The 23,824-nt window shown below is 42.0% G+C and carries 20 protein-coding genes and 1 other RNA gene; 5 read left to right on the top strand and 16 right to left on the bottom strand.

The window, feature by feature from the left end; all coding sequences use genetic code 11:
- The first annotated feature begins 175 nt into the window (after nucleotides 1–175).
- Both SULKU_RS14410 and SULKU_RS07260 read left to right on the top strand, forming a co-directional pair.
- On the top strand, nucleotides 176–3,652 hold the full coding sequence (locus SULKU_RS14410; RefSeq protein ID WP_013460300.1) for a PAS domain S-box protein: 3,477 nt from the start codon (nucleotides 176–178) through the stop codon (nucleotides 3,650–3,652).
- A gap of 17 nt (nucleotides 3,653–3,669) precedes the next feature.
- Nucleotides 3,670–5,241 (top strand): GGDEF/HDGYP domain-containing response regulator, encoded by a 1,572-nt coding sequence (locus SULKU_RS07260; protein ID WP_013460301.1) that lies wholly within the window; start codon nucleotides 3,670–3,672, stop codon nucleotides 5,239–5,241.
- Here the strand turns inward: SULKU_RS07260 and SULKU_RS07265 are convergent.
- A complete protein-coding gene (locus SULKU_RS07265) occupies nucleotides 5,211–6,479 on the bottom strand; it encodes a citrate synthase (RefSeq protein WP_013460302.1) in 1,269 nt (422 codons plus the stop codon). The two genes, SULKU_RS07260 and SULKU_RS07265, sit on opposite strands and share 31 nt — an antisense overlap.
- A gap of 127 nt (nucleotides 6,480–6,606) precedes the next feature.
- Here SULKU_RS07265 and SULKU_RS07270 point away from each other — a divergent pair, with 127 nt between their 5' ends.
- A complete protein-coding gene (locus SULKU_RS07270; RefSeq protein WP_013460303.1) occupies nucleotides 6,607–8,112 on the top strand; it encodes an FAD-dependent oxidoreductase in 1,506 nt (501 codons plus the stop codon).
- Between the two features lie 8 nt (nucleotides 8,113–8,120).
- Here SULKU_RS07270 and SULKU_RS07275 read toward each other — a convergent pair whose 3' ends face one another.
- Together SULKU_RS07275 and SULKU_RS07280 are read right to left on the bottom strand one after the other, a co-directional pair.
- On the bottom strand, nucleotides 8,121–8,570 hold the full coding sequence (locus tag SULKU_RS07275) for a globin domain-containing protein (RefSeq protein ID WP_013460304.1): 450 nt from the start codon (nucleotides 8,568–8,570) through the stop codon (nucleotides 8,121–8,123).
- 254 nt (nucleotides 8,571–8,824) lie between these two features.
- Complete coding sequence (locus SULKU_RS07280; protein WP_013460305.1) at nucleotides 8,825–9,076, bottom strand: hypothetical protein; 252 nt, start codon at nucleotides 9,074–9,076, stop codon at nucleotides 8,825–8,827.
- Between the two features lie 227 nt (nucleotides 9,077–9,303).
- On the opposite strand from SULKU_RS07280, the gene nhaD reads away from it, so the two are divergent.
- On the top strand, nucleotides 9,304–10,632 hold the full coding sequence (gene nhaD, locus SULKU_RS07285; protein ID WP_013460306.1) for a sodium:proton antiporter NhaD: 1,329 nt from the start codon (nucleotides 9,304–9,306) through the stop codon (nucleotides 10,630–10,632).
- 35 nt (nucleotides 10,633–10,667) lie between these two features.
- On the opposite strand, the gene SULKU_RS07290 is transcribed toward nhaD, so the two are convergent.
- Both SULKU_RS07290 and SULKU_RS07295 read right to left on the bottom strand, forming a co-directional pair.
- Nucleotides 10,668–11,909 (bottom strand): EAL and HDOD domain-containing protein, encoded by a 1,242-nt coding sequence (locus SULKU_RS07290; protein WP_013460307.1) that lies wholly within the window; start codon nucleotides 11,907–11,909, stop codon nucleotides 10,668–10,670.
- 158 nt (nucleotides 11,910–12,067) lie between these two features.
- Nucleotides 12,068–12,424, bottom strand: coding sequence for an ArsR/SmtB family transcription factor (locus SULKU_RS07295; protein WP_013460308.1), 357 nt, complete (start codon nucleotides 12,422–12,424; stop codon nucleotides 12,068–12,070).
- A 257-nt stretch (nucleotides 12,425–12,681) separates the two neighbouring features.
- On the opposite strand from SULKU_RS07295, the gene SULKU_RS07300 reads away from it, so the two are divergent.
- Nucleotides 12,682–13,413, top strand: a complete 732-nt coding sequence (locus tag SULKU_RS07300; protein WP_013460309.1) for a Gabija anti-defense Gad2 family protein — start codon at nucleotides 12,682–12,684, stop codon at nucleotides 13,411–13,413.
- Here the strand turns inward: SULKU_RS07300 and rnpB are convergent.
- The 11 genes from rnpB to sucD form a co-directional block, all read right to left on the bottom strand.
- Nucleotides 13,407–13,735, bottom strand: an RNA gene (rnpB, locus tag SULKU_RS14625) — RNase P RNA component class A. The genes SULKU_RS07300 and rnpB overlap by 7 nt on opposite strands.
- Before the next feature lie 99 nt (nucleotides 13,736–13,834).
- On the bottom strand, nucleotides 13,835–15,763 hold the full coding sequence (locus SULKU_RS14415) for a GGDEF domain-containing protein (RefSeq protein WP_049766968.1): 1,929 nt from the start codon (nucleotides 15,761–15,763) through the stop codon (nucleotides 13,835–13,837).
- 56 nt (nucleotides 15,764–15,819) lie between these two features.
- A complete protein-coding gene (locus SULKU_RS07310; protein WP_013460311.1) occupies nucleotides 15,820–17,778 on the bottom strand; it encodes a putative bifunctional diguanylate cyclase/phosphodiesterase in 1,959 nt (652 codons plus the stop codon).
- The gene (locus tag SULKU_RS07315; protein WP_013460312.1) at nucleotides 17,775–18,356 is read right to left on the bottom strand and encodes an SCO family protein; all 582 of its coding nucleotides are present in this window, start codon (nucleotides 18,354–18,356) and stop codon (nucleotides 17,775–17,777) included. Before SULKU_RS07315 ends, SULKU_RS07310 begins: the two co-directional genes overlap by 4 nt.
- Nucleotides 18,349–19,332, bottom strand: a complete 984-nt coding sequence (locus tag SULKU_RS07320) for an ABC transporter substrate-binding protein (protein WP_151174282.1) — start codon at nucleotides 19,330–19,332, stop codon at nucleotides 18,349–18,351. Before SULKU_RS07320 ends, SULKU_RS07315 begins: the two co-directional genes overlap by 8 nt.
- A 308-nt stretch (nucleotides 19,333–19,640) precedes the next feature.
- Entirely contained in the window at nucleotides 19,641–20,204 is a 564-nt protein-coding gene (locus SULKU_RS07325) for a 2-oxoacid:acceptor oxidoreductase family protein (RefSeq protein WP_013460314.1), read from the bottom strand.
- 9 nt (nucleotides 20,205–20,213) lie between these two features.
- On the bottom strand, nucleotides 20,214–21,068 hold the full coding sequence (locus tag SULKU_RS07330; protein WP_013460315.1) for a 2-oxoglutarate ferredoxin oxidoreductase subunit beta: 855 nt from the start codon (nucleotides 21,066–21,068) through the stop codon (nucleotides 20,214–20,216).
- Nucleotides 21,068–22,219: a 2-oxoglutarate synthase subunit alpha gene (locus tag SULKU_RS07335; protein WP_013460316.1), complete on the bottom strand. Its 1,152-nt coding sequence runs from the start codon at nucleotides 22,217–22,219 to the stop codon at nucleotides 21,068–21,070. Before SULKU_RS07335 ends, SULKU_RS07330 begins: the two co-directional genes overlap by 1 nt.
- The gene (locus SULKU_RS07340) at nucleotides 22,219–22,548 is read right to left on the bottom strand and encodes a 4Fe-4S dicluster domain-containing protein (protein ID WP_013460317.1); all 330 of its coding nucleotides are present in this window, start codon (nucleotides 22,546–22,548) and stop codon (nucleotides 22,219–22,221) included. Before SULKU_RS07340 ends, SULKU_RS07335 begins: the two co-directional genes overlap by 1 nt.
- Before the next feature lie 96 nt (nucleotides 22,549–22,644).
- Complete coding sequence (locus SULKU_RS07345) at nucleotides 22,645–22,947, bottom strand: heavy-metal-associated domain-containing protein (protein WP_013460318.1); 303 nt, start codon at nucleotides 22,945–22,947, stop codon at nucleotides 22,645–22,647.
- Entirely contained in the window at nucleotides 22,947–23,822 is an 876-nt protein-coding gene (gene sucD / locus SULKU_RS07350) for a succinate--CoA ligase subunit alpha (RefSeq protein ID WP_013460319.1), read from the bottom strand. The genes SULKU_RS07345 and sucD overlap by 1 nt, the downstream gene beginning before the upstream one ends.
- Nucleotides 23,823–23,824: the final 2 nt, after the last annotated feature.

Consider the following 23,824-nt stretch of genomic DNA (forward strand, 5'->3'; position numbering starts at 1 on the left):
CACTTATTATACCAAATTTACCGACACAACTTCATATTTCAGATAGTGATTTATCCGACTTGATTCATTTCATTTAGTATAAATTAACATTTTAAGGTAAAGGCAAGAGCGTCTGCAATAAAATCGTTGCTCTACAGCAAACGGATACTCTGTAAGAAATCAACGGGAATATTTGATGAATATTTTTCAAAATGGGCGCAAAGAGATACATTTTGTATTGATTATTTTTATTCTTATCGCCGTTCTTATCATTGGTTCCAAAATCAATACCCTGCATCAGATCGGTGTCATGAAGAAGGATACAAAAGAGATTTTTGAGTTTCCTTTTCAAATCTCCAACGCAGCCCTGATCGTGCAATCGGAAGTATACAAAATGCACCGCGATATGAAGGATATCGTTCTCTCCGTATCCGATGAGGAGTTGGAGAGAAAAATCAACGAAGTCAACACTCACGAACGCCATGTCTATGACTACTTATCGGTTGTTCGAGAAAAGGTGAGAGATGAAAAAGGAAAACAGCTCGAAAGGCAAACTCGTGAGCTGTCTCGTGCATGGAAACCGATCCGGGACGAAGTGGTCGAATTGGTCAGAGGGGGTCACCGCGCCGAAGCGATTGCCATTACCAAAGGCAAAGGGGCTAAACAAGTCTTAGAGTTGGAACATTCGACGTCAGCCCTCTATCAATATGCCAACAATGAAGCCCATCGTTTTAAAAACCATTCCAATGCCATGCATTCGCAATACTATCTCATCAGCCTTGTCAACGGCGCGGCAGTATTGCTCCTTTTGTTTATAATCGCCTATTTCACCCTAAACAGACTCTCTCGCTATATCTCAAAAAGCAGCCATCTGACCGATGTATTGTCCGTTATCCGCAATGTCAATCAGCTCATTGTCCGAGAGAAGGATGTCCCTAAACTCATTCAAGAGATATGCGACATTCTTATCGCCAACCGTGTCTACAGCAATGCGTGGATTATCCTCTACGATCAAGGACAAAAAGCCAACTATATTGCCAGTACCGATACATCCGAAAATTTCACCGCAATCAAAAATAAAATGGATGGTGGATGGATTCCCCCCTGCGTCCACAGTGAAACCGACCGGAGCAAAGGATATCTCATCATCGAGAGTACCAAAGAGAGTTGTCCCCAATGCCCTTTTGCCGATATGTACGAGAACAAAGGGGCGTTTAGTATCCAGATCAAACACAACGATAAACTCTACGGTAATCTGACCCTCTCTGTGAATGCGGCCTATCTCAAAGATGACGAGGAACTTTCGCTCTTGCAGGAAGTCGCAAGCGATATAGCGTATGCACTGTATAATCTGGAAACGGAAGAGCACCTCAAAACCAGAGAGTGCTCTCTTTATCATACCAAAGAGCTCTACGAAAATATCATCGACAGCGTCGACAACATCATTTTCGTCAAAGATACTGACTTTACATATACCGTCTGCAATCAGGCATTCGAAAAATTCGTCGGAAAATCTAACGATGAAATCGTCGGTAAAACCGACTACGAGCTGTTTGACAAAGAGGTCGCCGATTTTTTCCGTGAACATGACACGATCATGCTCGCGGAAAAAAGGGCAAAAGCCAATTTTGAGTGGGTTACCTATCCCGATGGCCGTAAGGTCTACCTTTTCACCGTCAAATCCCCTCTGATCAATGCAGAGGGAGAGCTACTCGGTCTCGTCGGCAACTCTGCGGATTTAACGGAACAGAAAAATACCGAAGATGCGCTCAAAGAGAGCGAAGAGCGTTTTACTCTGATGATGCGCCAATCCCCTTCCGTCATCGAGCTGTATGACCTTGAAGGGACACAAATCGAAGTCAATCGTGCCTACGAAGAGCTTTGGGGCTTTCCTGCCGAACAAACGCTTCACACGTTCAATCTGTTCAAAAGTACTGAAGTTGAAAAAACAGGATTGCTCCCCTATATTCAACGTGCTTACAACGGCGAAATCGTGCAGATTCCTCCTTACAAGTACGATCCGACAGGACCGACCGAAGCATCAGGATTGGGACGAAAACGGTGGTTAAAAACCCGCATATACCCGCTCAAAGAGAGTTCAGGCGCCGTCAAAAATATCGTTATCACCCACGAGGATGTAACCGAAGAGATTACCTCGAAAAACGCCTTGCGAAAAAGTCAGGAAAACTATCAGCTGTTAACCGAAAATGCCCTCGATATGATCTGGAAAATGGATATGGAACTCACCTTTACCTATGTCAATCCGACCGTCAAAGCATTGTTAGGATACGAGATAGAAGAGTTTATCGGTACCAAGCTGAATCACCATTTTTCGCCTGAAGAGTTTAAAAAAGCCCACGAAATCATATCCGAAATAGTACGTACGAACTCTGAAGAGGGGGCATCGCTAGAGATCGCCATGTATAAAAAAGACGGCACTACAGTACCGCTGGAAGTCAACGGCAAATTGATCTTTGACGAAAACCATACACCGATCGGCTTTCAAGGCTCGGCACGAGACTTCACAGCACAAACCGAAGCACGAAAAAAACTGAACGAACTCCTCGCCGCACTCGAAATAAAATCCAAAGAGTTGCAAACGATTCTTCAAGAGGCTCCCAATCCCATTATGCTCCACAACGAAAATGGAGAAGTGGTCATGGTCAATCGTGTTTGGCAGTCTCTCAGCGGGTATACGTATGATGAGATCAATACCGTAGATAAATGGGCGGAGCTGGCTTGTTCCAAAAACAAACCGTTAATGAATCAGTATATGGATTCGATATATTCTCTGGAACATAAAATAGATATGGGAGAAGCTTCGGTAAATACAAAAGACGGAAATACCCTTATCTGGCAGTTCAGCTCGGCTCCGCTAGGGATTATCGACGGCAAACGTACCATCGTCACTACGGCTATGGACATTACCGAGCTGAAAAAGAAAGATGAAATGATGATGGCACAGTCCCGTCATGCCGCGATGGGTGAAATGATCGGAATGATCGCGCATCAATGGAGACAGCCTATTGCAAGCATTGCGATGGATGCGAATAATATGCTGCTTGATATAGCCTTTGAAACGTTTGATAATACCTCGGCAGCAGAATATACCCAGGATATTTTAGATCAAACCAATCACTTATCCAAAACCATCGATGATTTTAGAAACTTTTTCAAACCGGACAAATCGGTTTCAGCCGTCAACCTTGAAAGTATTTTTGAAGAGACGCTTGCCATAGTCAAAGAGAGCCTTGCAAGCCATTCGATAGCTCTTAAAACATCATATCTGTCAAATACGCTTGTCAATGCTTTTCCTCGCGAGCTGATGCAGGTGTTTGTGAATATTATCAATAATGCCAAAGACTCATTAGTGTCCAATCATATCCAGAACGCTCTGATAGAAATCAAAGTTTATGATGAAGAGAAGTATGTCTGTGCTGAAATATGCGATAACGGGGGAGGCATTGATACGACGATTATGCCCAAAATATTTGATCCTTATTTCTCGACAAAAGATGAAAAAACAGGAACCGGGCTGGGGCTGTATATGTCTAAAATGATTATCGAAGAACATCTTCACGGTTTTATTGATGCTTCAAACAATAAAGACGGCGGGGCATGTTTTACAATACGGTTATTGAAAAATCATGAGACCGACCATCAAGAAATTTAAAAGTTAAGGGTAAATGCATGGATATCGAACTTCTAAAGAAAAAAGTCGAATCACTAAAAAATAAAACGAAAGGTCTTAACATTCTCTATGTCGAAGATGAAGCTGGTCTTCGAGAAAAAGCTTCTCACTTTCTTAATAAAATTTTTGAGAATGTAGAAACCGCTTCAAACGGTGCAGAAGCACTTGAAAAATACGTAAGTAACTCTTATGACATCGTTCTAACCGATATGCTGATGCCCGTCATGAACGGTTTGGAACTAATTCAAAATATCCGCCGACATAGTGATAAGCAAGAAATTATTGTCCTCTCTGCCGATACCGATTCCGAAATTTTGTCGAAATGCATCCAATTGGGGGTAACCGGCTATCTGATAAAACCGATTGATTTTAACCAAGTACTGACAGTACTTGATCAATCGGTAGACAAACTGAATGCATTTCGCGAAAACGAGATTTACAGAACCAAGCTTGAATCTTTGGTCAATGAACGGACTCAAAAGGTGCTCCTTTTACAGAATGAACAGGCATCCAACTATGATCATGTCATTCGTTCCCTCGTCAAAATGATAGAGGGACGGGATACTTATACAGGGGGGCACAGCGAACGGGTTGCCCTCTATTCCCAAAAAATTGCGGAAGCTATGGGATATACTCAGGAAGAGTGTGATTTGATTTATCAGGCCGGTATACTACACGATATCGGAAAAATCACAACCCCTGACGCTATTTTGCTCAAGCCGGGGAAATTATCCAAAAATGAATATTCTTTGATCAAAAACCATGTGTCGGCAGGATATGACATACTCTCCGAAGTACCTATGTACAGTAAGTTTGTCGATATCATCCATGCACATCATGAACATTATGACGGGAGCGGTTATCCTCGGTTTCTCAAAGGGGATGAAATTCCGATGGCTGCACGCATTATGGCGGTAGCCGACGCTTTTGACGCCATGACGACGGGGCGGATATATAAATCGAGAAAAACATCCGCCGAAGCAATTTCCGAATTAAAAGAACTGAGCGGTGTCTGGTATGACCCAACGGTCATTGAAAGTGCATTGAATGTTTTGCAAGCCTTCGATATCGTTGAAGATATAAGCCAGGAACCCACTTCTGAGATAGACTATGAACGGTTTGCCTATTTTTATAAAGATCCGTTGACACATCTCTACAATCACGACTATCTTGACTTCGTCCTTAGAAAAAGCAAAGATAGAGATGAAAAAATCTGTTTGCATTTGATCAATATTAAAAATTTCACCTCCTACAACCAAAAACACGGCTGGAGCGAAGGTGATGTATTATTAACAAACTTTAGTACCTATTTAGAATCCGAATTTTCAAATTTTCAAATTTTCCGTATCTTCGGCGATGATTTTGCCCTGTTGAATACGGTTCATCAAGAGATTGATATTGATAAGATCAATGCCCTGCCTCTACTCAGTGAAAACGATCTTTATTGCGAATATAATCATATTGATTTGCCCAAAACGGAAATCATTTCCTATAAAGATTTACAAAGCTATTCTCCGAATGCGAATGATTGGAAAAAAAATTATAGTGACCGGTTAGATTCTCCGATGTAGCGCTGTCTCGGACGGGCAATCTTCATCTCCTGATCATTTTTAAGCTCGATCCACTGGGCAACCCACCCGACTGAACGTCCGATGACAAAGATAATCGTAAACATCGATTTCGGTATTTTCAATGCGGTCAAAATAAGCCCCGAATAAAAATCGATATTGGGATAAAGCTTGCGCTTAATAAAATATTCATCGCTTAGAGCGATCTGCTCGATCTTCTCCGCAATTTTGAGCAAATGGTTATCGACACCCAGTTCGTCTTTCAGCTGATCGAGAAGGTTTTTCAGTATTTTGGCTCTCGGATCGAAATTTTTATAGACCCGATGACCGAATCCCATCAGTTTAAATTCATCGTTCGGATCTTTTGCCCGTGCGATAAAACTATCTACATTCTCGACACTTCCGATGTATTCCAGTTGAGCGATGACCGATTCGTTTGCTCCTCCGTGCGCCCTGCCCCATAATGCGTTTATCCCCGCGGAAAGCGAGGCGTAAGGATGTGCTCCCGTAGAAGCGACAGCACGAACGGTCGACGTCGAAGCGTTTTGTTCATGATCGGCATGGAGTGTGAAAATGGTATCGAGCGCTTTAACCTCGACATCCCGGATTTCAAGATTCTCCCCCGGATAAGCACGCAGCATATAGAGGAAATTTTCGGTAAACGGGCGTTCAATGTCGGGGTATATATAGGGAATCCCGAACATCCTGCGATGGGTAAACGCAGCCAGAGTCGGAATTTTTGCGATGATACGCCGTGCCATGACCTGCGCTTCTTCCTCGTTGCTGACATTGAGGTGTTCAAAATAAAAGGTTGAGAGAGCCGATACCGCCGAAGACATCATCGCCATCGGATGAGCTTTATCCGGAAAAGCATCGAAGAGCCGTTTGAGCCCCTCATGAATAAAGGAGCGTTTACGCAGTTCCATATCGAACGAAGCCCTCTCCTGCTCGTTTGGAAGTTTACCGACGAGCAATAGGTAGGCTACATCCAAATAGCTCTTTTTGGTTGCCAGATCACTGATATCGTATCCGCGATAAAGGAGCTGCCCTTTTTCGCCGTCAATATAGGTGATGGTGGAACTGCAGCTTGCCGTGGAAGTAAACCCCGGATCATAGGTGAACATCCCCGTCTCTTTATAAAGAGAACGGACATCTATAACGTCCGGTCCTATACTGGGACTTAGGATCGAAAATTCATAACTCTTGCCTGTACGATTATCGGTAAGGGTAACAGTTTGCATACCTGCTCCTTCTTGATTTCATTAAAAGACAATATAGCATTATTTGTAGAAATTTTTCCGTTTCAAGAGTTTTTTTGATGTATATAGTATAAAATAACCTTATCTCTGATTCAATTGAAAGGGTCGTATGAACGATCGCCATTATGAAGTGCTCATCGTCGGAGCGGGAATATCGGGATGTGCACTGGCGTATGAGCTGGCCCGATATACCGACATCGGCAAAATTGCCATTCTTGAAAAGTACGGCTCCGTCGCTACATTGAATTCCAAAGGGACCGCAAATTCCCAAACGATCCATGTCGGCGATATTGAAACCAACTATACGCTGGCAAAAGCGGCTGTCACCAAAAGAACGGCTAAAATGGTGGAAAAATATTGTCTCCAGTACGGCTATCAAAACAGCATACTTTTTTCTCACCAAAAAATGGCACTCGGAATAGGCGATAAGGAGGTTGAATTCCTGCTGCACCGCTATGAAGAGTTTTCGGAGCTTTTTCCCTATTTGGAAGTATGGGACAAAGAAAGGCTCAAAATCTTAGAACCGCGCGTCGTGTACGATGAAAATGGGGAGGAACGCCCCGAAGCGATCGTCGGAATCGGGGCACGCGGCCAGTGGACGACGGTAGATTACGGGAAAATGGCCCAGTCGTTTATCGACAATGCCAAACGTGAACCGAATACGACAGTCGATCTGTTTGTAAACTCACCCGTTACCGCCATCGAAAAAAATCCTCTGCGCGGTTATACCGTCCGAACACCCGACGGAATGTATACTGCCGACTTCATCGTAACCGATGCCGGGGCACACAGTCTTTACCTGGCGCACGGTATCGGCCACGGACTCGACTATGCCTGCCTCCCCGTAGCCGGAAGCTTTTATATCACATCCAAACATCTTTTGAACGGCAAAGTCTATATGATCCAAAATCCGAAGCTTCCGTTTGCGGCACTCCATGGTGATCCCGATATTCTCGCTGAGGGAAACACCCGTTTCGGTCCGACGGCCCTCGTCCTCCCGAAACTCGAACGCTTTAGCGGCGGAACCTATTTAGACTTTTGGAAAACGCTCCGGCTTGATCACAACGTCATAAGCGCATTGTGGAAACTTCTTCGGGAAGCCGATATCCGCAACTATATCTTCCGTAATTTTCTGTTTGAAATCCCATGGATGAATAAACGGCTTTTTTTGCGTGATGCGCGTAAAATCGTCCCCTCCCTTCAACTCGACGAGTTTGAATACGCACATGGATTCGGCGGAGTACGTCCGCAGGTCATTGATAAAAAACAGCAGAAACTGATGTTAGGCGAAGCTTCTATCAATACGGGGGAAGGGATTATTTTCAACATGACTCCCTCCCCCGGTGCGACAAGCTGTCTGGGAAATGCCGAGCGTGATCTGCGTTACATCGTTCAATATTTAGGAAAATCTTTTGATGAAGAGCGGTTTAACAATGAGCTTACCGACGGAGAGTACTGTGTGCTGTCCGAACCGATTGAAGCGCAAAAACTGACAGTCAATGCTATCCGCGAAGCGATGCAAAAACATGAAAAAGAGTATTATGAGGAGATCCATGTCGGAAAACCGAACGAATCGTTTTGGCACCGACCGCACAGTTTATGGAAAAGAAAATAATTCGACTCTTATTTAGGGGTCGGAATATTGACAAGAAGACTTGAAAAGCGCTCCAAATAATTCCAAAATGATTGGATATACTCAGGGTCAATCCCTTCCTCTTCAAGTTTGGGCAAAAGGGATGCAAAAGACTCAAGCCAAATCTGCCGCCCCCGCTCATCAATCCGAAAACGCTGATGGCGCGCCAACATACGCGGATCACCGCGTGTTTGGGAAAAATAGTCCGGTCCCCCGCATATCTGTATAAAAAAATCGGCTGCGTGCTTTTTTACTTTGACAAATTCATCGGGATAATCAACCGGAAACATAAAAGCAATATCACTATGACGGATATTTTCATAATGTTCATCCACAAGTTTGCGAAAACGCTCTTCACCTACTTGCGTGAAGAAACCGGGATTAGGTTTAATGATCGGCGAATCGACGCCTAATATGCTCTCTTTGATCGTAAAGTTCATTCTAGCCTTTTCCCTTGTCTCTCATGTAATCATTAAAAGTTGGGCATCAATACGATAAGTGGTATGCCGAAAAAGAAAATTAAAAGAGTTCCTCAGCCCATGCGCCGAAAAAAGATTCGATAATTTCAAGTATTTCTGAATAGCCACTATACAAAGCAATAGTCATAACAATCCCTTGAATCAACAATATGCTAACCTTAAGCAAAATTCATTCCTAAAAATTGTTATGGAAAAGTAACTAAACCCCTAGTAAATCACTCCGCTTCGTATGCCATTTTGATATAACCCTCAAGTTTTCCGTCCATAGCCGTCATGATTGATGAAAGAATTTTATCTTTTTCATCATCGGAAAGTTTATTCCCTGTTGATTTTTCAATTGCATAGATTGCCGTTGAAGCCGCAGTATCGAGTACATAATTATTCAATGCCATCGCCATTTTAGCCGTATGGTCACCGACTACCTGAGCGATATGATGCTGCAATTCTAGTAACATTTGTTCATTCATTTGTAATTCCTCTTTATTTTATAATCGTCATTATAGCTGATGCTCTATCAACAGTACGAACGCATCTGTTTGTTATCATGATTAAAAAATAGGGCAACTTCATCCGGAATGTTCGGCATTCTCAACTATCACAAATATAAGCTGCGATACACTACCTCCCTAAATCTATACAATAAAATACTTTTGTACTGTATTCCGCATTTACCTCATACATAAGGAATTTACCTATGACTGTACCCGTTGCCGATTCAGCGGCTATCAATTTTGTAGGTCATCCGTTCGGATGGCTGTTACTTGCTATTTTTATAGTCGGTTACTACTTTATCGCGTCTGAAGAGAAATACCATATCGATAAAGCGAAGCCCGCACTCTTTATCGGTACACTGATGTTTATCCTCATCGGGCTCTATTATGTCTCAGTCGGTGCGGATTTGACTCCGTTCGAACACGAAGTGGATCACATGATTTTGGAAATTGCCGAAATCTTCTTTTTCCTGTTTGTCGCAATGACCTATATCGAAGCCTTGATTGAACGGGGAGTGTTTAGCGCTTTGCGCGCAAAACTGATTGCCAAAGGATACAGTTACCGTGAACTTTTTTGGATTACGGGAACATTGGCATTTTTTATCTCTCCAGTGGCCGACAACCTTACGACGGCCTTGATCCTCTCAACCGTTTTGTTGACTATCGACAACAAAACCAAAGAATTTCTGGTTCCCAGCGCAATCAACGTCGTTGTTGCAGCCAATGCCGGAGGTGCATGGAGTCCGTTTGGGGACATTACGACATTGATGGTATGGGCTGCTGAAAAAGGTGCATTTGTCGACTTCCTTTATCTCTTCCCCGCATCCTTTATCGGTTGGGCCGTTACGGCATATCTCCTGAGCCGATACGTTCCCGATCTCGATCCCAATAAAGACGGAGACCCCGAAGCGGCAGAGAAAATTGAAATACTTAAGGGGGGAAAAGTCATTATTGCTTTCGGCGCATTGACTATTGCCCTGGCTGTCGCAGGCAAACAGATTATACATCTGCCTCCGATGTGGGGTATGCTGTTCGGTTTGGCGATCTTGCAGCTTTATATGTATTTTCTCAAACAAAAGCATAATGTCGACGTCAGTATTTTTCAGGCAATGAGTAAAATCGAAAATAATACGCTGCTCTTTTTCTTCGGTATTCTTGCAGCTGTCGGCGCCCTGCACTTCACCGGTTTTCTAGCGTACGCGGCAAAATTGTATGAAATGTTCGATCCGACCATCGTCAATATCGGTGTCGGATTCCTCTCCGCTATTGTTGACAATGTTCCCGTTATGTCGGCGGTTCTCAAAGCGAGTCCGGCAATCGATCATGCACAGTGGATGCTGGTAACGATGACGGCAGGTATCGGCGGTTCATTGATTAGTTTCGGCAGTGCGGCCGGTGTCGGAGTTATGGGTAAAATGGCAGGTATCTACACCTTCGCTTCCCACATTAAACTAGCTTGGACTGTCCTGATAGGCTACATTGTTTCTCTGGCGGTATGGTATTTCCAATTTGTTTTTTTAGGATTCTACTAGATCGATTTAAACTGCCCTCATCACGGGCGGCTCATTTACTCGGCAAAATGTTCTTCATAAAAATCATTTGACCAATTATAGCTTTCCGTCGCCATTGCGTTTAGTTTATCTTCGTCAAGACCCAATTTTGTCATACTCTCTTGAAGATTGGAAAACTTCTCTTCCTCTATGGAAATTACCAATGACAGCATTTCCCAAAGTCTCCCATCATTATCAATCAATGCGGATAAGATAGAATCGTCTAGATTAATGCCTGAAAGTACCTCTTTCATAGGCATTCCGAACATTACGTCAAACAAAGAGATCAAACCGGTCAAAAATGCCTCATCTTGCATGGATGATGTCGTACAGGATGCTATACAGCTCATCATTTTTCCTCTAAAGAGAGCTGATAAAAGTATCGGCTCCGAAAACATCGGTCCGGTTGCATCTGCGTAGAGAAATAACAAAATCCACTGTTTTAAAGATTGTCTGCCGAGTAACGACATAGCATGCCGCAAAGAAGAGATCGGCTCTCTTACCCCTATTTCAACTGAATTGATATATTTCAAAAGATTTATGATCAGATTCGGACAATTAAGCAGTTTTCCTTCGAGTTCTTTTATATCGGCGTTGGCATCGATCAGCGCAATTACTTCTAATAGGACGCGATGGGAAGGATCAAATTTCTTTTGGCTGAATACCGTCGGTTTTTCATAAAAATAGCCCTGAAAATAGGCAAATCCGAGTTTTTTATAATATTCGTAATCCTCAATGGTTTCGACTTTTTCAGCCAGAAGTTTTATTTTCTTATACGGTTCGAACAAATTGATTTTTTTTACGATTTTCTCTTTGCTCGCTGAAAACAAATCGATTTTGACATACGACAAATATTCAAGCAACGGTTCGAATCGTTCAAACATCTCTTCACTTAAGTCCATATCATCCAAAGCAAATGAGTATCCTTGATCTTTGAGGTTTTTAACATTTGATATAAACGAATCATCGACAAAGGTATTTTCTAAAATTTCCAAAACAAATTTTTCTGCAGGGATGGCGTTAAAAAGAGGCGTGTTAAAAAAAGTATGATCGATATTGATAAAGCCGAAATGCTTTCCGAGAAGTTTACGTGAACCGAAATTATTAAGGGCATTGACCAAAACACGGCAGGTTGCCTGTGTATTGCAAGAAATTGGGGCCGCATAGTTGTCTAAACTCTGACGAAATAATAACTCATACCCGTAAATATGCCCATTCAGATCAATAATAGGCTGTCTGCCGATAAAAATGTTATGCATATAATCCCTATATTTGGTTTTTTATATGATATCAAATGAAAGAACTATTAATACTTAATTACTTAGCTAATTAACTAATTATTACAAAAATATTACATTATCTATAAAAAGTGAGATTTTTGAGAGTTGTAGAGTGCGTAGAAAATTTAAAATCAGTTTTATACTGATTTCTGGCTCAACTTTTTTTCTTCATACGACAAAATGGATCCGCTAAACATTTCATACAATTTTTTGCATTTTTCAATGTCTACATCAACGTATATTTTTTTGCCTTCTCTGAAACTCTTGATCAGTCCGGCTTTTCTGAGTATATCTATATGTGCCGAAATCGTCGGCATGGAATAACTGAATAATGATGCAATCTCCGTAATACACATCATGCCATTTTTATGGATACTTTTATCCCCGTTTGACAGTATTTGTTCAAAAATCTCAAGCCTTGTTTTATTTCCGAGTGCCTTATAAATATTTACTTTTTCATCAAACGTCATTTTTCTTTTATCGATAAAAGACATACCCCTCCTTTTTGTCCTGTCGTATAATAAATTTATATCATTGTATATTAGATTCGTATTAGATGCATAGGCAAAATTGAGTGAGAATGAATTTTTAAGCTCTTTTAAAAATTATCCTCTGAATCTATCTCCTATTACTATAATCTAATTATAATAGTGTAACGTTGCACCAGTGTTGCATTGAATCGATATAATAAAAGTTTGATGTTAGAGAAAATTAGATAGATAAGATAATTCTAGCCGGATGAGGAGATAAAATGATTTACGATTTTTGGAAAGACTACGATCAGCTGCTTTCGTATGAGCAGGCCTCCCTGCTCGACTATAGGCTCGATAGCATCGCCATAAAACTCAATATCTTCTTCCAAAGACTGATTATCGAACATATAGAGAAACGGGAAATCCATTTTTATCTGGCCGGTTCATGTATCAAGGCCGACACATTCAGAGACCTTGACATGTTCTTTCCCTCGAAAGAGGATCAGGAGCTGATCAACAATGCGATGAACAAGGACTATTTCGAGTACGAAAACAACTCGTATACCTACAAATACAAAAACGATATTTACCAGCTTGTCTATAGGGAGAGGTTTAAAGATGCGACACTCGAAGAGCTGGTGGACGGATTTGATTTTGATTCGACAAAGATCGCATTTGAGTGCCGTTACGACACACTCAAGAGGCTCTTTACGATTGTACGATGCGACATGAGAATCGAATTCGTCAACTATATCAACACCCGCGTCAACCGTTTATCCAAAGTCAGCCTTAACCCGTTTGTATCGCTCCAGCGGGCAATCTACTTTTTAAAACGGGGAGATGACGTCCCTTATGAAGTGTTTTTGCAGATTTGCGCAAAAATCGCATCGCTGCCTTTGGAGGAAGAGAACGACATGTCGGTCTATTTTAAAAATCTTCAGGGTAATCCGAATAAGCTGGTCAATATAAAAAGTGCGATTGAGCATTATGTGGAGGAGCAGAAAAAGTAGGTACAACGTAAGCCGGGTTCTGGATGAAGTGATAATTAATCTACTGCCTAGATCGCTCTAGGCCTCTAGCGAAACAATAGCAATGTAGGACGCTAACCATCTGTTTCTTGCTGCGCGGTTGGGTTTACATAGCTCCCCTGATTGCTCAGGGAACTGGTGGGCTCTTACCCCGCCGTTTCACCCTTACCTCTTTCGAGGCGGTTTCCTCTCTGTTGCACTTTCCCTCACGTTACCGTGGCCATCCGTTAGATGGAACCGTGTCCTACGGCAGCCCGGACTTTACCTCTTGAGCTGTGACTCAAGCTATCACCTGTTGTACCTGCATAATTATAGGAGATAATAGATTAATTCCCCATATTGCCTATGTTATCGGCTTTTTGGAGACTAATCATCTACATGCCCCATAATAGTCATAATATTTCTAAACAGTGCCAGCAATTATTTCAACCCGATTTCTTCCGCTTGACTTAGCTTTATAAAGGGCTTCATCGGCACGCTTGATCGTTTGCATGATTTTCTCTTCAAAATTATGCAATGTTACACCTATACTGCACGTTATGTGTTCAACTTCTTCAAAATATGCTGTTTCTATCGTGTGTCGGAGATGTTCTGCAACCTTGAGTGCTTGTTCATCTGATTCGACGGCAAGCAGGAGAATAAATTCTTCTCCTCCCCAACGGATGAGAACATCTTCATTTCGGATAGACTCATTAAGTACGTTGACAAAATATTTCAGAACATTGTCACCCCGATTATGCCCATAGGTATCATTAACTTTTTTAAAATAATCGATATCGAACATCATGACACACAGTTCTTTTTGATGGTAGCCGATTTTCTGAACAATTCGATCATAATTGCTTTCCAAAAAAGTCCGGTTATATGCTCCTGTGAGAGGGTCGTGAGTCGCTTTTTGACCAAGGTCGATAAAATCTTGCATGGTTGAACTGATGTCGCTAAAACTGAGAATATAGCGCTGATCATCAAACGGGGCAATGGATAACGTAAACGCATGTGGAATATGGTGACGGTCAATCATAGAGACAATCCGCTTATTATCACTAAGTGCGTTTAGAGCCTCAATCCAAGTTTGATTGGGTTTAATCTTTCCGGTATGAAAATAAAAATCCATAGGTATAAAAAGTTCATGTACCGATTGATGCAGCTTGAAAAATTCTTCCATAGAGTCATAGCCGGTAAATTCGAAAAAAGCAGGATTTGCATATTCTGGATGATCGATACCGGTTAGCACAATGATATTTTGTTGAATTTCCATCATCTTTTGAAAATGTTCGGAAAACTCTTTAAGTTCTTTTGTTTGCTTTTGAACAAGAAAATTAAGCCGTTTGTTGTTGAGATAAAGAAAGAGCGCGATCAAGCTTAAAAAAGCAACGCCGCCTAATAGAGGATACAAATAGCGCTTTAATTCGTTGGGCTTTTCATTAGGATTGTAAATCAGGTCTTTAAGAGCCTTGTTTAACGTCCCCTCTTTTGCCATTCCCAAAGAGAGATAGAGATTGGAAATGACCTCAAAACGCTCCTGACTGGTTGTTCCGATGGGGATAACTTTTGGCATAATGAGCTGTTCCGTCATACCGGCCTCATACCATAGCGCATCCACATCATTCTTAGGATTAAGTCTTTTGATAGCCATGACGGATTCTTCGGTGTGGTTAAATGCGTATTGCCACCCCTCAATCGTTGCCAAAACAAACCGTTTGACCCGATCGGGATGATTTTTAATCTCTTGATCGGTAGTAATAAGATTGTCGCCATAAAGGTCGATGCCGTAACTCATCGGATTCAAAATATTGATGTCATGTCCGCTTTTTTTATATTTAAACGGCTCATTGGTAATATATGATTCGATTGCATCGACTTCACCGCTGATTAGTTTTTTATGCCCAAAATCATGAGGAACATGGGTATAATCCCCAGCCTCCAACCCTGCAAAACTGAGCATAGCAGTGATTGCGGCATCGTCTAATCCTTGCTGATAGGCGACGATCTTCCCTTTAAGGTCATAAGGGCTTAGAAGACCCGAATCCCGACGTGTTAGCAAGACTAGCGGATTGTGCTGAAAGATGGATGCGATAACTCTGAGAGGATATCCTTGTGCACGGTATAAAAGAATACTCGAATCGGCAATCCCATATTCGGCTTCCCCGTTTGCAACCTGTAGAACATTATTTTTCTTCGGGTCACGTTCAATAATATCAACATCCAGTCCATATTTTTCGTATATCCCTTTTTCTTTGGCCATAACAATACCGGCAAACTGGTATTGGTAAAACCATTTTAAAGCGATTCGAACTTTTTCGGTCTCTTGAGCGTGTACAGCTATGACCATACCAATAAATATTAAAAAAATGTATTTCAATTCCTTACTTCATCCTTTTAAAAGTTTTAGATTGATTTTCCATCAGTAACAGATGAAGCATAATTGGTTCGGAGCAATTCAAAAAAAGTCTTTTCAGGTACCGGTCTGGAAAAATAGTATCCCTGATAATATCCGCAGCCGCGATTTTTGAGATATTGCATCTGATATTCCTCTTCCACCCCTTCGGCTATGACATGCAAATTAAGCGTCTGGCCCATGGCGATGATGGTATTGAGCAAAATAGTTTCATTTTGTTCACAGCAAGAAATATCGTCTACAAAGCTTTTATCGATTTTCAACGAATCGATAGGGAGTTGACGCAAATACGACAACGAAGAATAGCCCGTACCGAAATCGTCCATACAGATATTGACTCCCAATGCTTTTACTTTTTTCAATGTTTCCAATGTTATTTCAAGATAATCCAACATGACACTTTCGGTTATTTCAATCGCCAGCAACTTAGGATTAATTTTGTTCTTTTGAATAGCGTTTTTTATTTCTCCGTACAGATTGAGATTTTGAAATTGCCGCGTCGAGACATTGCACGATATGTGTACCCTGTCATATCCCGCATCTTGTAACCGTTTAATCGTATGTGCCGTCTCTTCGATTATCCATGTACCGAGCTTTAAAATGAATCCGGTATTTTCGGCAATGTTAATAAAATGGTCCGGAGAAATCATCCCTTTTTGATAATGGTTCCATCGAATCAATGCTTCGGCTCCGACAATCTTGCCGCTTTCGATATGTATTTTCGGCTGATAATAAAGTTCGAATTCACCATCCGAAAATGCTCGATACATATCATTGGCGATAGCAACCTCTTCATGCACTTTTGCGTTCAGCGTTGTCGTAAAAAAACTAAACTGATCACGTCCCTCCGATTTCGCTTTGTACATTGCGATATCCGCATATTTCATCAATTCATTGATATCTTTTGAATCATCGGGATAGACCGAGACACCGATACTGGTAGAAAGTCGAAGAAAATGGCTTTGTATTCTCCACTCTTGATGAAACATATCCAGAATTTTCGAAATTACGGGTTCTATCGTCACCGCATTGTTAAAGTCGCTCAATATCATAATAAACTCATCGCCGCCGATACGGGCGACAATATCATTTTCCCTGACAATCGAATTTAATTTTTGTGCAACTGCTTTTAAAAGCTCATCACCCACATGATGTCCGAGCGTATCATTGATATTTTTAAAATGATCTAGATCTAAAAATAAGACGGCAAATTTTCGGTCGTATCGATTGGCATTGGCTACCATCAGTTTCATCTGCGTATAAAGACTGTGACGATTAGGCAGCCCCGTCAACGAATCATGCAGTGAGGCGAAAGTAAGCTCTTCATTAAGGCCTAGAACTTGGTTTTCGGTACGGTTGAGCTCGATGGCATGTTCCATCTGCAATTTAACGATGTATGCGATCACCATAGCCTCTGCAATAACAAAAACACCGTGTAAAATGACGATATCCATCCCGCAGCCGTAGTTAAACACCATTACCGGCATACCGAAAAGGGAAACTTCGTAGAACTGCAAAAAATTAAATACGAAATGATGAACAATCGTCGTAGCCGCAGCTACTACAATAGGAATGATATCTTTATAGAGAGACAGAATGGCCAAAGCGATGAACACATGAAAATGCATCTCGATACGTCCGAGATGCTGTTGGATGTAGATCAGCGAAAAGAGCATCATTCCTACACCCATTAAAGCACGCATTACCTGCGTTCCCTTAAATGTACGATAAGCCCAAAAAAGGATAAGGGTTATTAACCCTCCCCCCACAAACCCGTACAAATAGGTATCATAAGTGATCGAGGTAATAAAAGTTGCTATAAACCACTGAATAACGATCAACACCAACATCACTTTATCGGCTTGTAAAAAATGGTCGTTAAAATTTTTTTCCGCAAATACGGGAACTTTCGGCAATCGGAATAATTGATTAAAATCTATAGTACTCATTTTTTCTCTTTGCTCATTTTTTCTATATCGCTTATCAGCATTTCACTCTTCAGCGGATGCATGGAATAAATTGATTTTAATATCAGGGTTCCATCCTTTTGTTTCTTTACGAGATAAAGGTTATCGCTGTGATCGATCTCCGCAGTATCTCCGATACTTTTTGAAAAATAGACCCCCAGTTCTCTGTCTAGACTCATCAGCTGTTTTTGGGTCAAATAGACCCCTTTAAATGACGGATTAAATGATTTGGCGAATAGATCGGGCTGATCCGGTTCTAATTCCGGCATTAAATTGACAAACATCAAATCAACATTCCCTTTATTCTTGGCGAATTCTTTTGAATCGTACAGTTTGTCCAACTCCTGCAAGATCGGTGTACATACTTTCACACACCCTACATATCCGAAAAAAACCAGCATCATCTCTTTTTCCGAGCCTTGAAGATAAGGGGCGACGAGTTCTTTATCAATGACCATTTTACCTGTCGTATGCCCTGCAAACAACATTGTTTGAACTGCAGGAATGACAAGAATCATTACGATAAAGAAAAAAGCGGAAAGAACTATTCTTTTAGTCATTTTGCTCTTCCGAGTTCTTTTCTCTCAGAGCGATTTTCAATGTCTCAATCTGATTATTTTTTTGATGAAGCATAAATATTACCGCAACGATAAAAACAAAAAACAGAACAAAGGTGATAAACGTCACATCCAATATAATCTCGTGAAACCGCTCAAAAAAACTCTTTTCTTTATGTAAAATAACTGCATCGCGCACTGTATATTCTGAGAGTATTAAACGAGAATTCTTAAACGCATCGTGATCGAACATATAAATATTCGGACTTTTTAAAACCGAATGGATTGATTTTAGATCTTCACCTTTCAAATAACGGACGACTAAATCAGCCGCATGTTTACCCTGACTCGTTCCACTGGTCACAAAACCGCCGATCACTCCGCCTGTAACATACGCATCTTCCATACTGCATACAATCAGATTCGGGTTTTGTGTCAAATGTTCTATTGACTCTTTAAGTGTCAAATTGTGCCCGTCTTCGTCATTCCATCCACCTATAGTTGTTAATAATACAAACGATTGAGGAGTGTTTGGGAGCTTTTCGATAATATCATGGATATGTGCGGAAGCAATAATATGGAAGGTATATTTAGGGTAATTGACGAGATGTTTTCGGATATCGGCTTCAATCGATTTATACGTCGTAGAATCGTCACCGAGAATCCAAATATCTCTCGTTTGGGGCGAAAACTGCCGTATTAATTCAATATTTTGGACAATATCTTTGGTTTCATACACTCCGGTATATCGTAAAGGATCAATCGTTTTGGCAAGTGAGAGATCGTTGACACCGGAGAAGAAGACGGGAGAATGCCGAAACAGCCGGTTCCCATGATTTAGAAAAAATTTCAACGCGTTATCGTCTGTCACATAAACGGCGTCTGGAAGATAGTTTTTATATTTTGTTTCCAGATACGTTAAAAAAAACTTCTGATACTCTTCTGAGAATTCAAGCCGCTTCGTATCCAAATATTCCACTGATATCTCAATGGGTAAAGGAAAATTATCTTTTAACTCAGAAACAAAGCTCTCATTTTGACGTTTTGTCCATTCATATTCCTGCGAATAAGAGTGAAGGATAAAAATGCGTTTTTTTACCGCTGTATTTCCATGCAAGGACAAAAATAAAAGAGCAATCAAAACTATAGATTTAAACATAAAAATTTTGCCTTTCGCTTGTTTTTCATAGTAACACAATATTGTTGAAATTTAAAAATAATGATGGAAAAGAGAAGAAGGAAGAGGGAAAGTATTTTATGTTTCCCGCAAAAGCGGGAAGAGAGGATTTACATCCCAAGTTTTGCTTTAGCTTCTTTGGCGTATTTGATACCCAAATCCCAAGCTTTGTTGTTCACTTCGTGAACTTTTTTCGGTACTTTCGAAAGCATAACCTCTTTCAAGGTTTCCGGTTCCAAAACTCCGGTAAATTCGTTTGTAATACCGAGTGCAACAACCGATTGGGTAATAACGTTTCCGACCTCTTCTTTTGCGATCGTAATAATCGGAATCTCAACGATGATCCATTTTTTACGGTCTTCTTCCGTCGGATGAACCAGGTTCGGTTCAACGACGATGATTCCGCCCGGTTTAACACCGTTTTTGAACTGTTGGTAGCTTACGTTTGCAACGGAAAGCATGAAATCGATTTCACCCTCATTTGCGTACGGGTAGAAAATTTCGTTATCATCAAGGGTGATATCAACAACCGTTGCCCCACCGCGAACTTGTGACGTATACGTAGCTGTTTTCAGCCCATGACCGCCAAGTTTGATTTTAGCCGCAGCCATAATCTCACCGGCGAGAAGAACCCCTTGTCCACCGACGCCTGTAAATCGTATCGTATGTCTCATGGTTTCTCCTTAGATTTTTTTCGCAAAGTCGTCTTGCGTGATTTTCGCGCGTTTGCCTTGTGCCGCTTCGATGACCATATCGTAAAGATCACAATACTCCGCCTGCTCTACTTCACGTAATACACCCGTCGGGAATTTGTTCATTTGCTCTTCAGGGCTTAATGCTTCCCATTTTTTCAACGGTGTCGTAATGCTGTCAATCCATGCAAGGTTTTCCATCGCATTTGCCATTTTGTTTTTACGGCCAAGGTTGATATGGCAGTTAGACATAATGTCAAAGAACGAGAATCCTTTGTGTGAGAACCCTTTTACAAGAACTTTTTCCAATTTTTTAGGATCAAGCATAGTCTCGCGCGCTACAAACGACGCACCGGCTCCGATAGCAAGTTTACACGCATCGAACGTAGGATCGATATTCCCGTTTTGCGCCGATACACACCACATACCCTGCGGAGTTGTCGGAGAGATTTGGGAATTGGTCAAACCGTAAATAAAGTTGTTGATAAGAATAAAATTCAAATCGATATTACGGCGGCATCCGTGAATGGTATGGTTACCACCGATCGCAAGACCGTCACCGTCACCCGCTACAACGATAACGTGTGCATCAGGACGGGTCAATTTGATACCCGTAGCATACGCAACCGTACGTCCGTGAGTCGTATGTACCGTATTACAGTTGATGTATGAACTGAAACGGCCTGAACATCCGATACCCGATACGACACAGACTTTGTCCATATCCCATTGCATCTTTTCAATGGCACGGATAACAGCTTTTAAGATAACACCGTCGCCACAACCCCAACACCAAAGTGTCGGCATTTTATCTACACGTAAATATTGATCGTAATTGAAAGCCATTAGAACATCTCCTTAACTTTAGCTACCATTTCAAGCGGCGCAATCGGACGACCGTTTGCTTTATGAAGCGTACCGAAATCGCTACGTCCTGTTACACGTTCGATCTCTTTGAGGTATTGACCCATATTAAGCTCGGTTACGAAAATTTTGTCAAATTTTTGACCGATCTCTTTAAGTTTTTTTACCGGGCTCGGCCAGATAGTAATCGGGCGGAAAAGACCTGCTTTAATACCGTCATTGCGAAGTTTCATTACTGCTTCTTTCGCACCGCGAGAGATACTTCCGTATGCGATCATACATACTTCGGCATCATCAAGCATGAATTCTTCGTAATCCGGCTCATCATCCAAACCGTCATTTTCAAGTGCAACCGTGTTGATTTTACCGACAAGGCGCTCGATGTTGAATTGGCATTGTGCCGCATCTTCCGTCGGGAAACCGGTCGGGCCGTGATGCAATCCCGTAAAGTGGAAACGGTACCCTTCAAACATCGGGTTCAAAACCGCAGGTGTGTTCATCGGAACATCGTACGGACGATAGTCTTCCGGTTTCCCGTCGAATCGTTTACGACTAACATTTTTTGCACGGATCTCTTCCAAATCAGGAAGAACCGCTTTACCGTGCATGTGACCGACTGTTTCATCCAAAAGGACGAAAACCGGAGTCATATACGTTTCTGCCAAGTTAAACGCACGTACTGTCTGCGTATAACACTCTTCAAGAGAACCGGCACACAAGGTAATTGATGCATAGTCACCGTGCGTCGGATATTGTGCTTGACCGATATCGGCTTGGGAAACACGAGTCGGAAGACCGGTTGAAGGACCTCCGCGCATAACGTTAACGATAACCAACGGAACTTCGGCGATAAAGCCGAGACCGATTTGTTCCGCTTTTAGTGAAATCCCCGGTCCTGACGTTGCCGTCATAGACTTTGTACCCGCCATAGAAGCACCGAGCGCAACCGAAATACCGGCAATCTCATCTTCCATTTGGATAAATTTTCCACCCACTGTCGGCAGAAGATCAGACATCTCGTGCATTACTTCAGACGATGGAGTAATCGGATATCCGCCAAAAAACATACATCCGGCATCAAAAGCACCAAGTGCTGATAATTCGTTACCTGTAGAAATTACTTCTCTTGCCATTATTTCACTCCTGCTTGGTCTAAAGACATATATTTATTCGCAATAATAGCCGCTTGACGTGCTTTTGCATCATCCGTCAATTTTGCAAATTTATAGTCTGCTTTGTCCGCAACATAAATTGCAAAGTCTGGACAAGTAAGCTCACACTCATTGCATCCGATACAACTCTCAGGGTGATCGATCGAGATCATGGCACCCAAAGTCGATGTAGGCTCATAACGCATACCGAGTACACCTGATGGACATACTGATACACAAATATCACACGCTTTACAGTTATCGGTGTTTACCCATACAGGGACATTACCGGGATTGATCGTTTTAAACATCTGCTCTCCTACCTTTTAGTTTTGAACATCACGGAAAATCTCCGCGTCTATACTGGCCGATACGGCACCGAATCTACACCATCCGGTGAAATTCACTTACTGATTCGTCTCTTCGTTTGTTGAGAATTTCCCTACAGCACATGAGACAAAACTCTTGAGCTTCAGGGCGGCATTTTCGATAGCCCCCTCTTCCTCACCGATTAGAGGATAGCCGAGCTTTCTTAATATCATTTTAAACTGTGCTAATTGCGCCTCTTCCGCTATCGCAGCGGAAACTTTACGAGGCTCGCACGAGAGGTCAACATTGACCTCAGTAAATCCAGCTTCATTGAGAGCCTTGGTAATCGTATTAGCGCAACCGCCGCAACGAATATTTGCAACCTCAAAGATCTGAATCATTATTTTTTTGCCATCACTTCAGCAACCGCTTTTCCGATATCAGCCGGAGAAACAACGACTTTAACACCTGCCGCTTCAAGAGCCGCCATTTTTTCCGCTGCCGTACCTGACCCGCCGGAGATAATCGCACCTGCATGTCCCATACGTTTGCCCGCCGGAGCCGTTTGACCCGCGATAAATGCGACAACCGGTTTAGTAACGTGTTCTTTGATATAAGCAGCCGCTTGGATCTCCAAGTCACCGCCGATCTCACCGATCATGACGATCGCATGCGTTTCCGGATCCGCTTCGAACATCGGGAGCAATTGTTTATACGACAAACCGATGATCGGGTCACCGCCGATACCGACCGCAGTCGTAATACCGAATCCCTCTTTAACAACCTGATTGGCTGACTCATAGGTCAACGTCCCCGATTTAGAGATAAGGCCGATATTTCCTTTTTTGAAAATAAAGCCCGGCATAATCCCGATTTTGCACTCATCCGCCGTAATGATACCCGGACAGTTCGGCCCGATAGTCATCATGTTTTTCTTAACGGCATACGCTTTTGCATACATCATGTCTTTTACCGGAGCACCTTCGGTAATGATAACCGCAAGTTCAATCCCGGCGTCTGCCGCTTCCATAACCGCATCGGAGACGAAAGCAGGCGGAACGAAGATCATTGAAACAGTAGCGCCCGTTGAGCGAACCGCTTCTTCTACCGTATTAAATACCGGTTGACCGAGGTGTTCTTGTCCACCTTTACCCGGAGTAACCCCACCGACGATTTTTGTACCGTATGCGATACATTGCTCAGCGTGGAACGTACCCTCTTTTCCTGTAAAACCTTGAACGATTACTTTCGAATCTTTATTGACCAAAATAGACATTT

Source organism: Sulfuricurvum kujiense DSM 16994 (assembly GCF_000183725.1).
Taxonomy (GTDB): Bacteria; Campylobacterota; Campylobacteria; order Campylobacterales; family Sulfurimonadaceae; genus Sulfuricurvum; species Sulfuricurvum kujiense.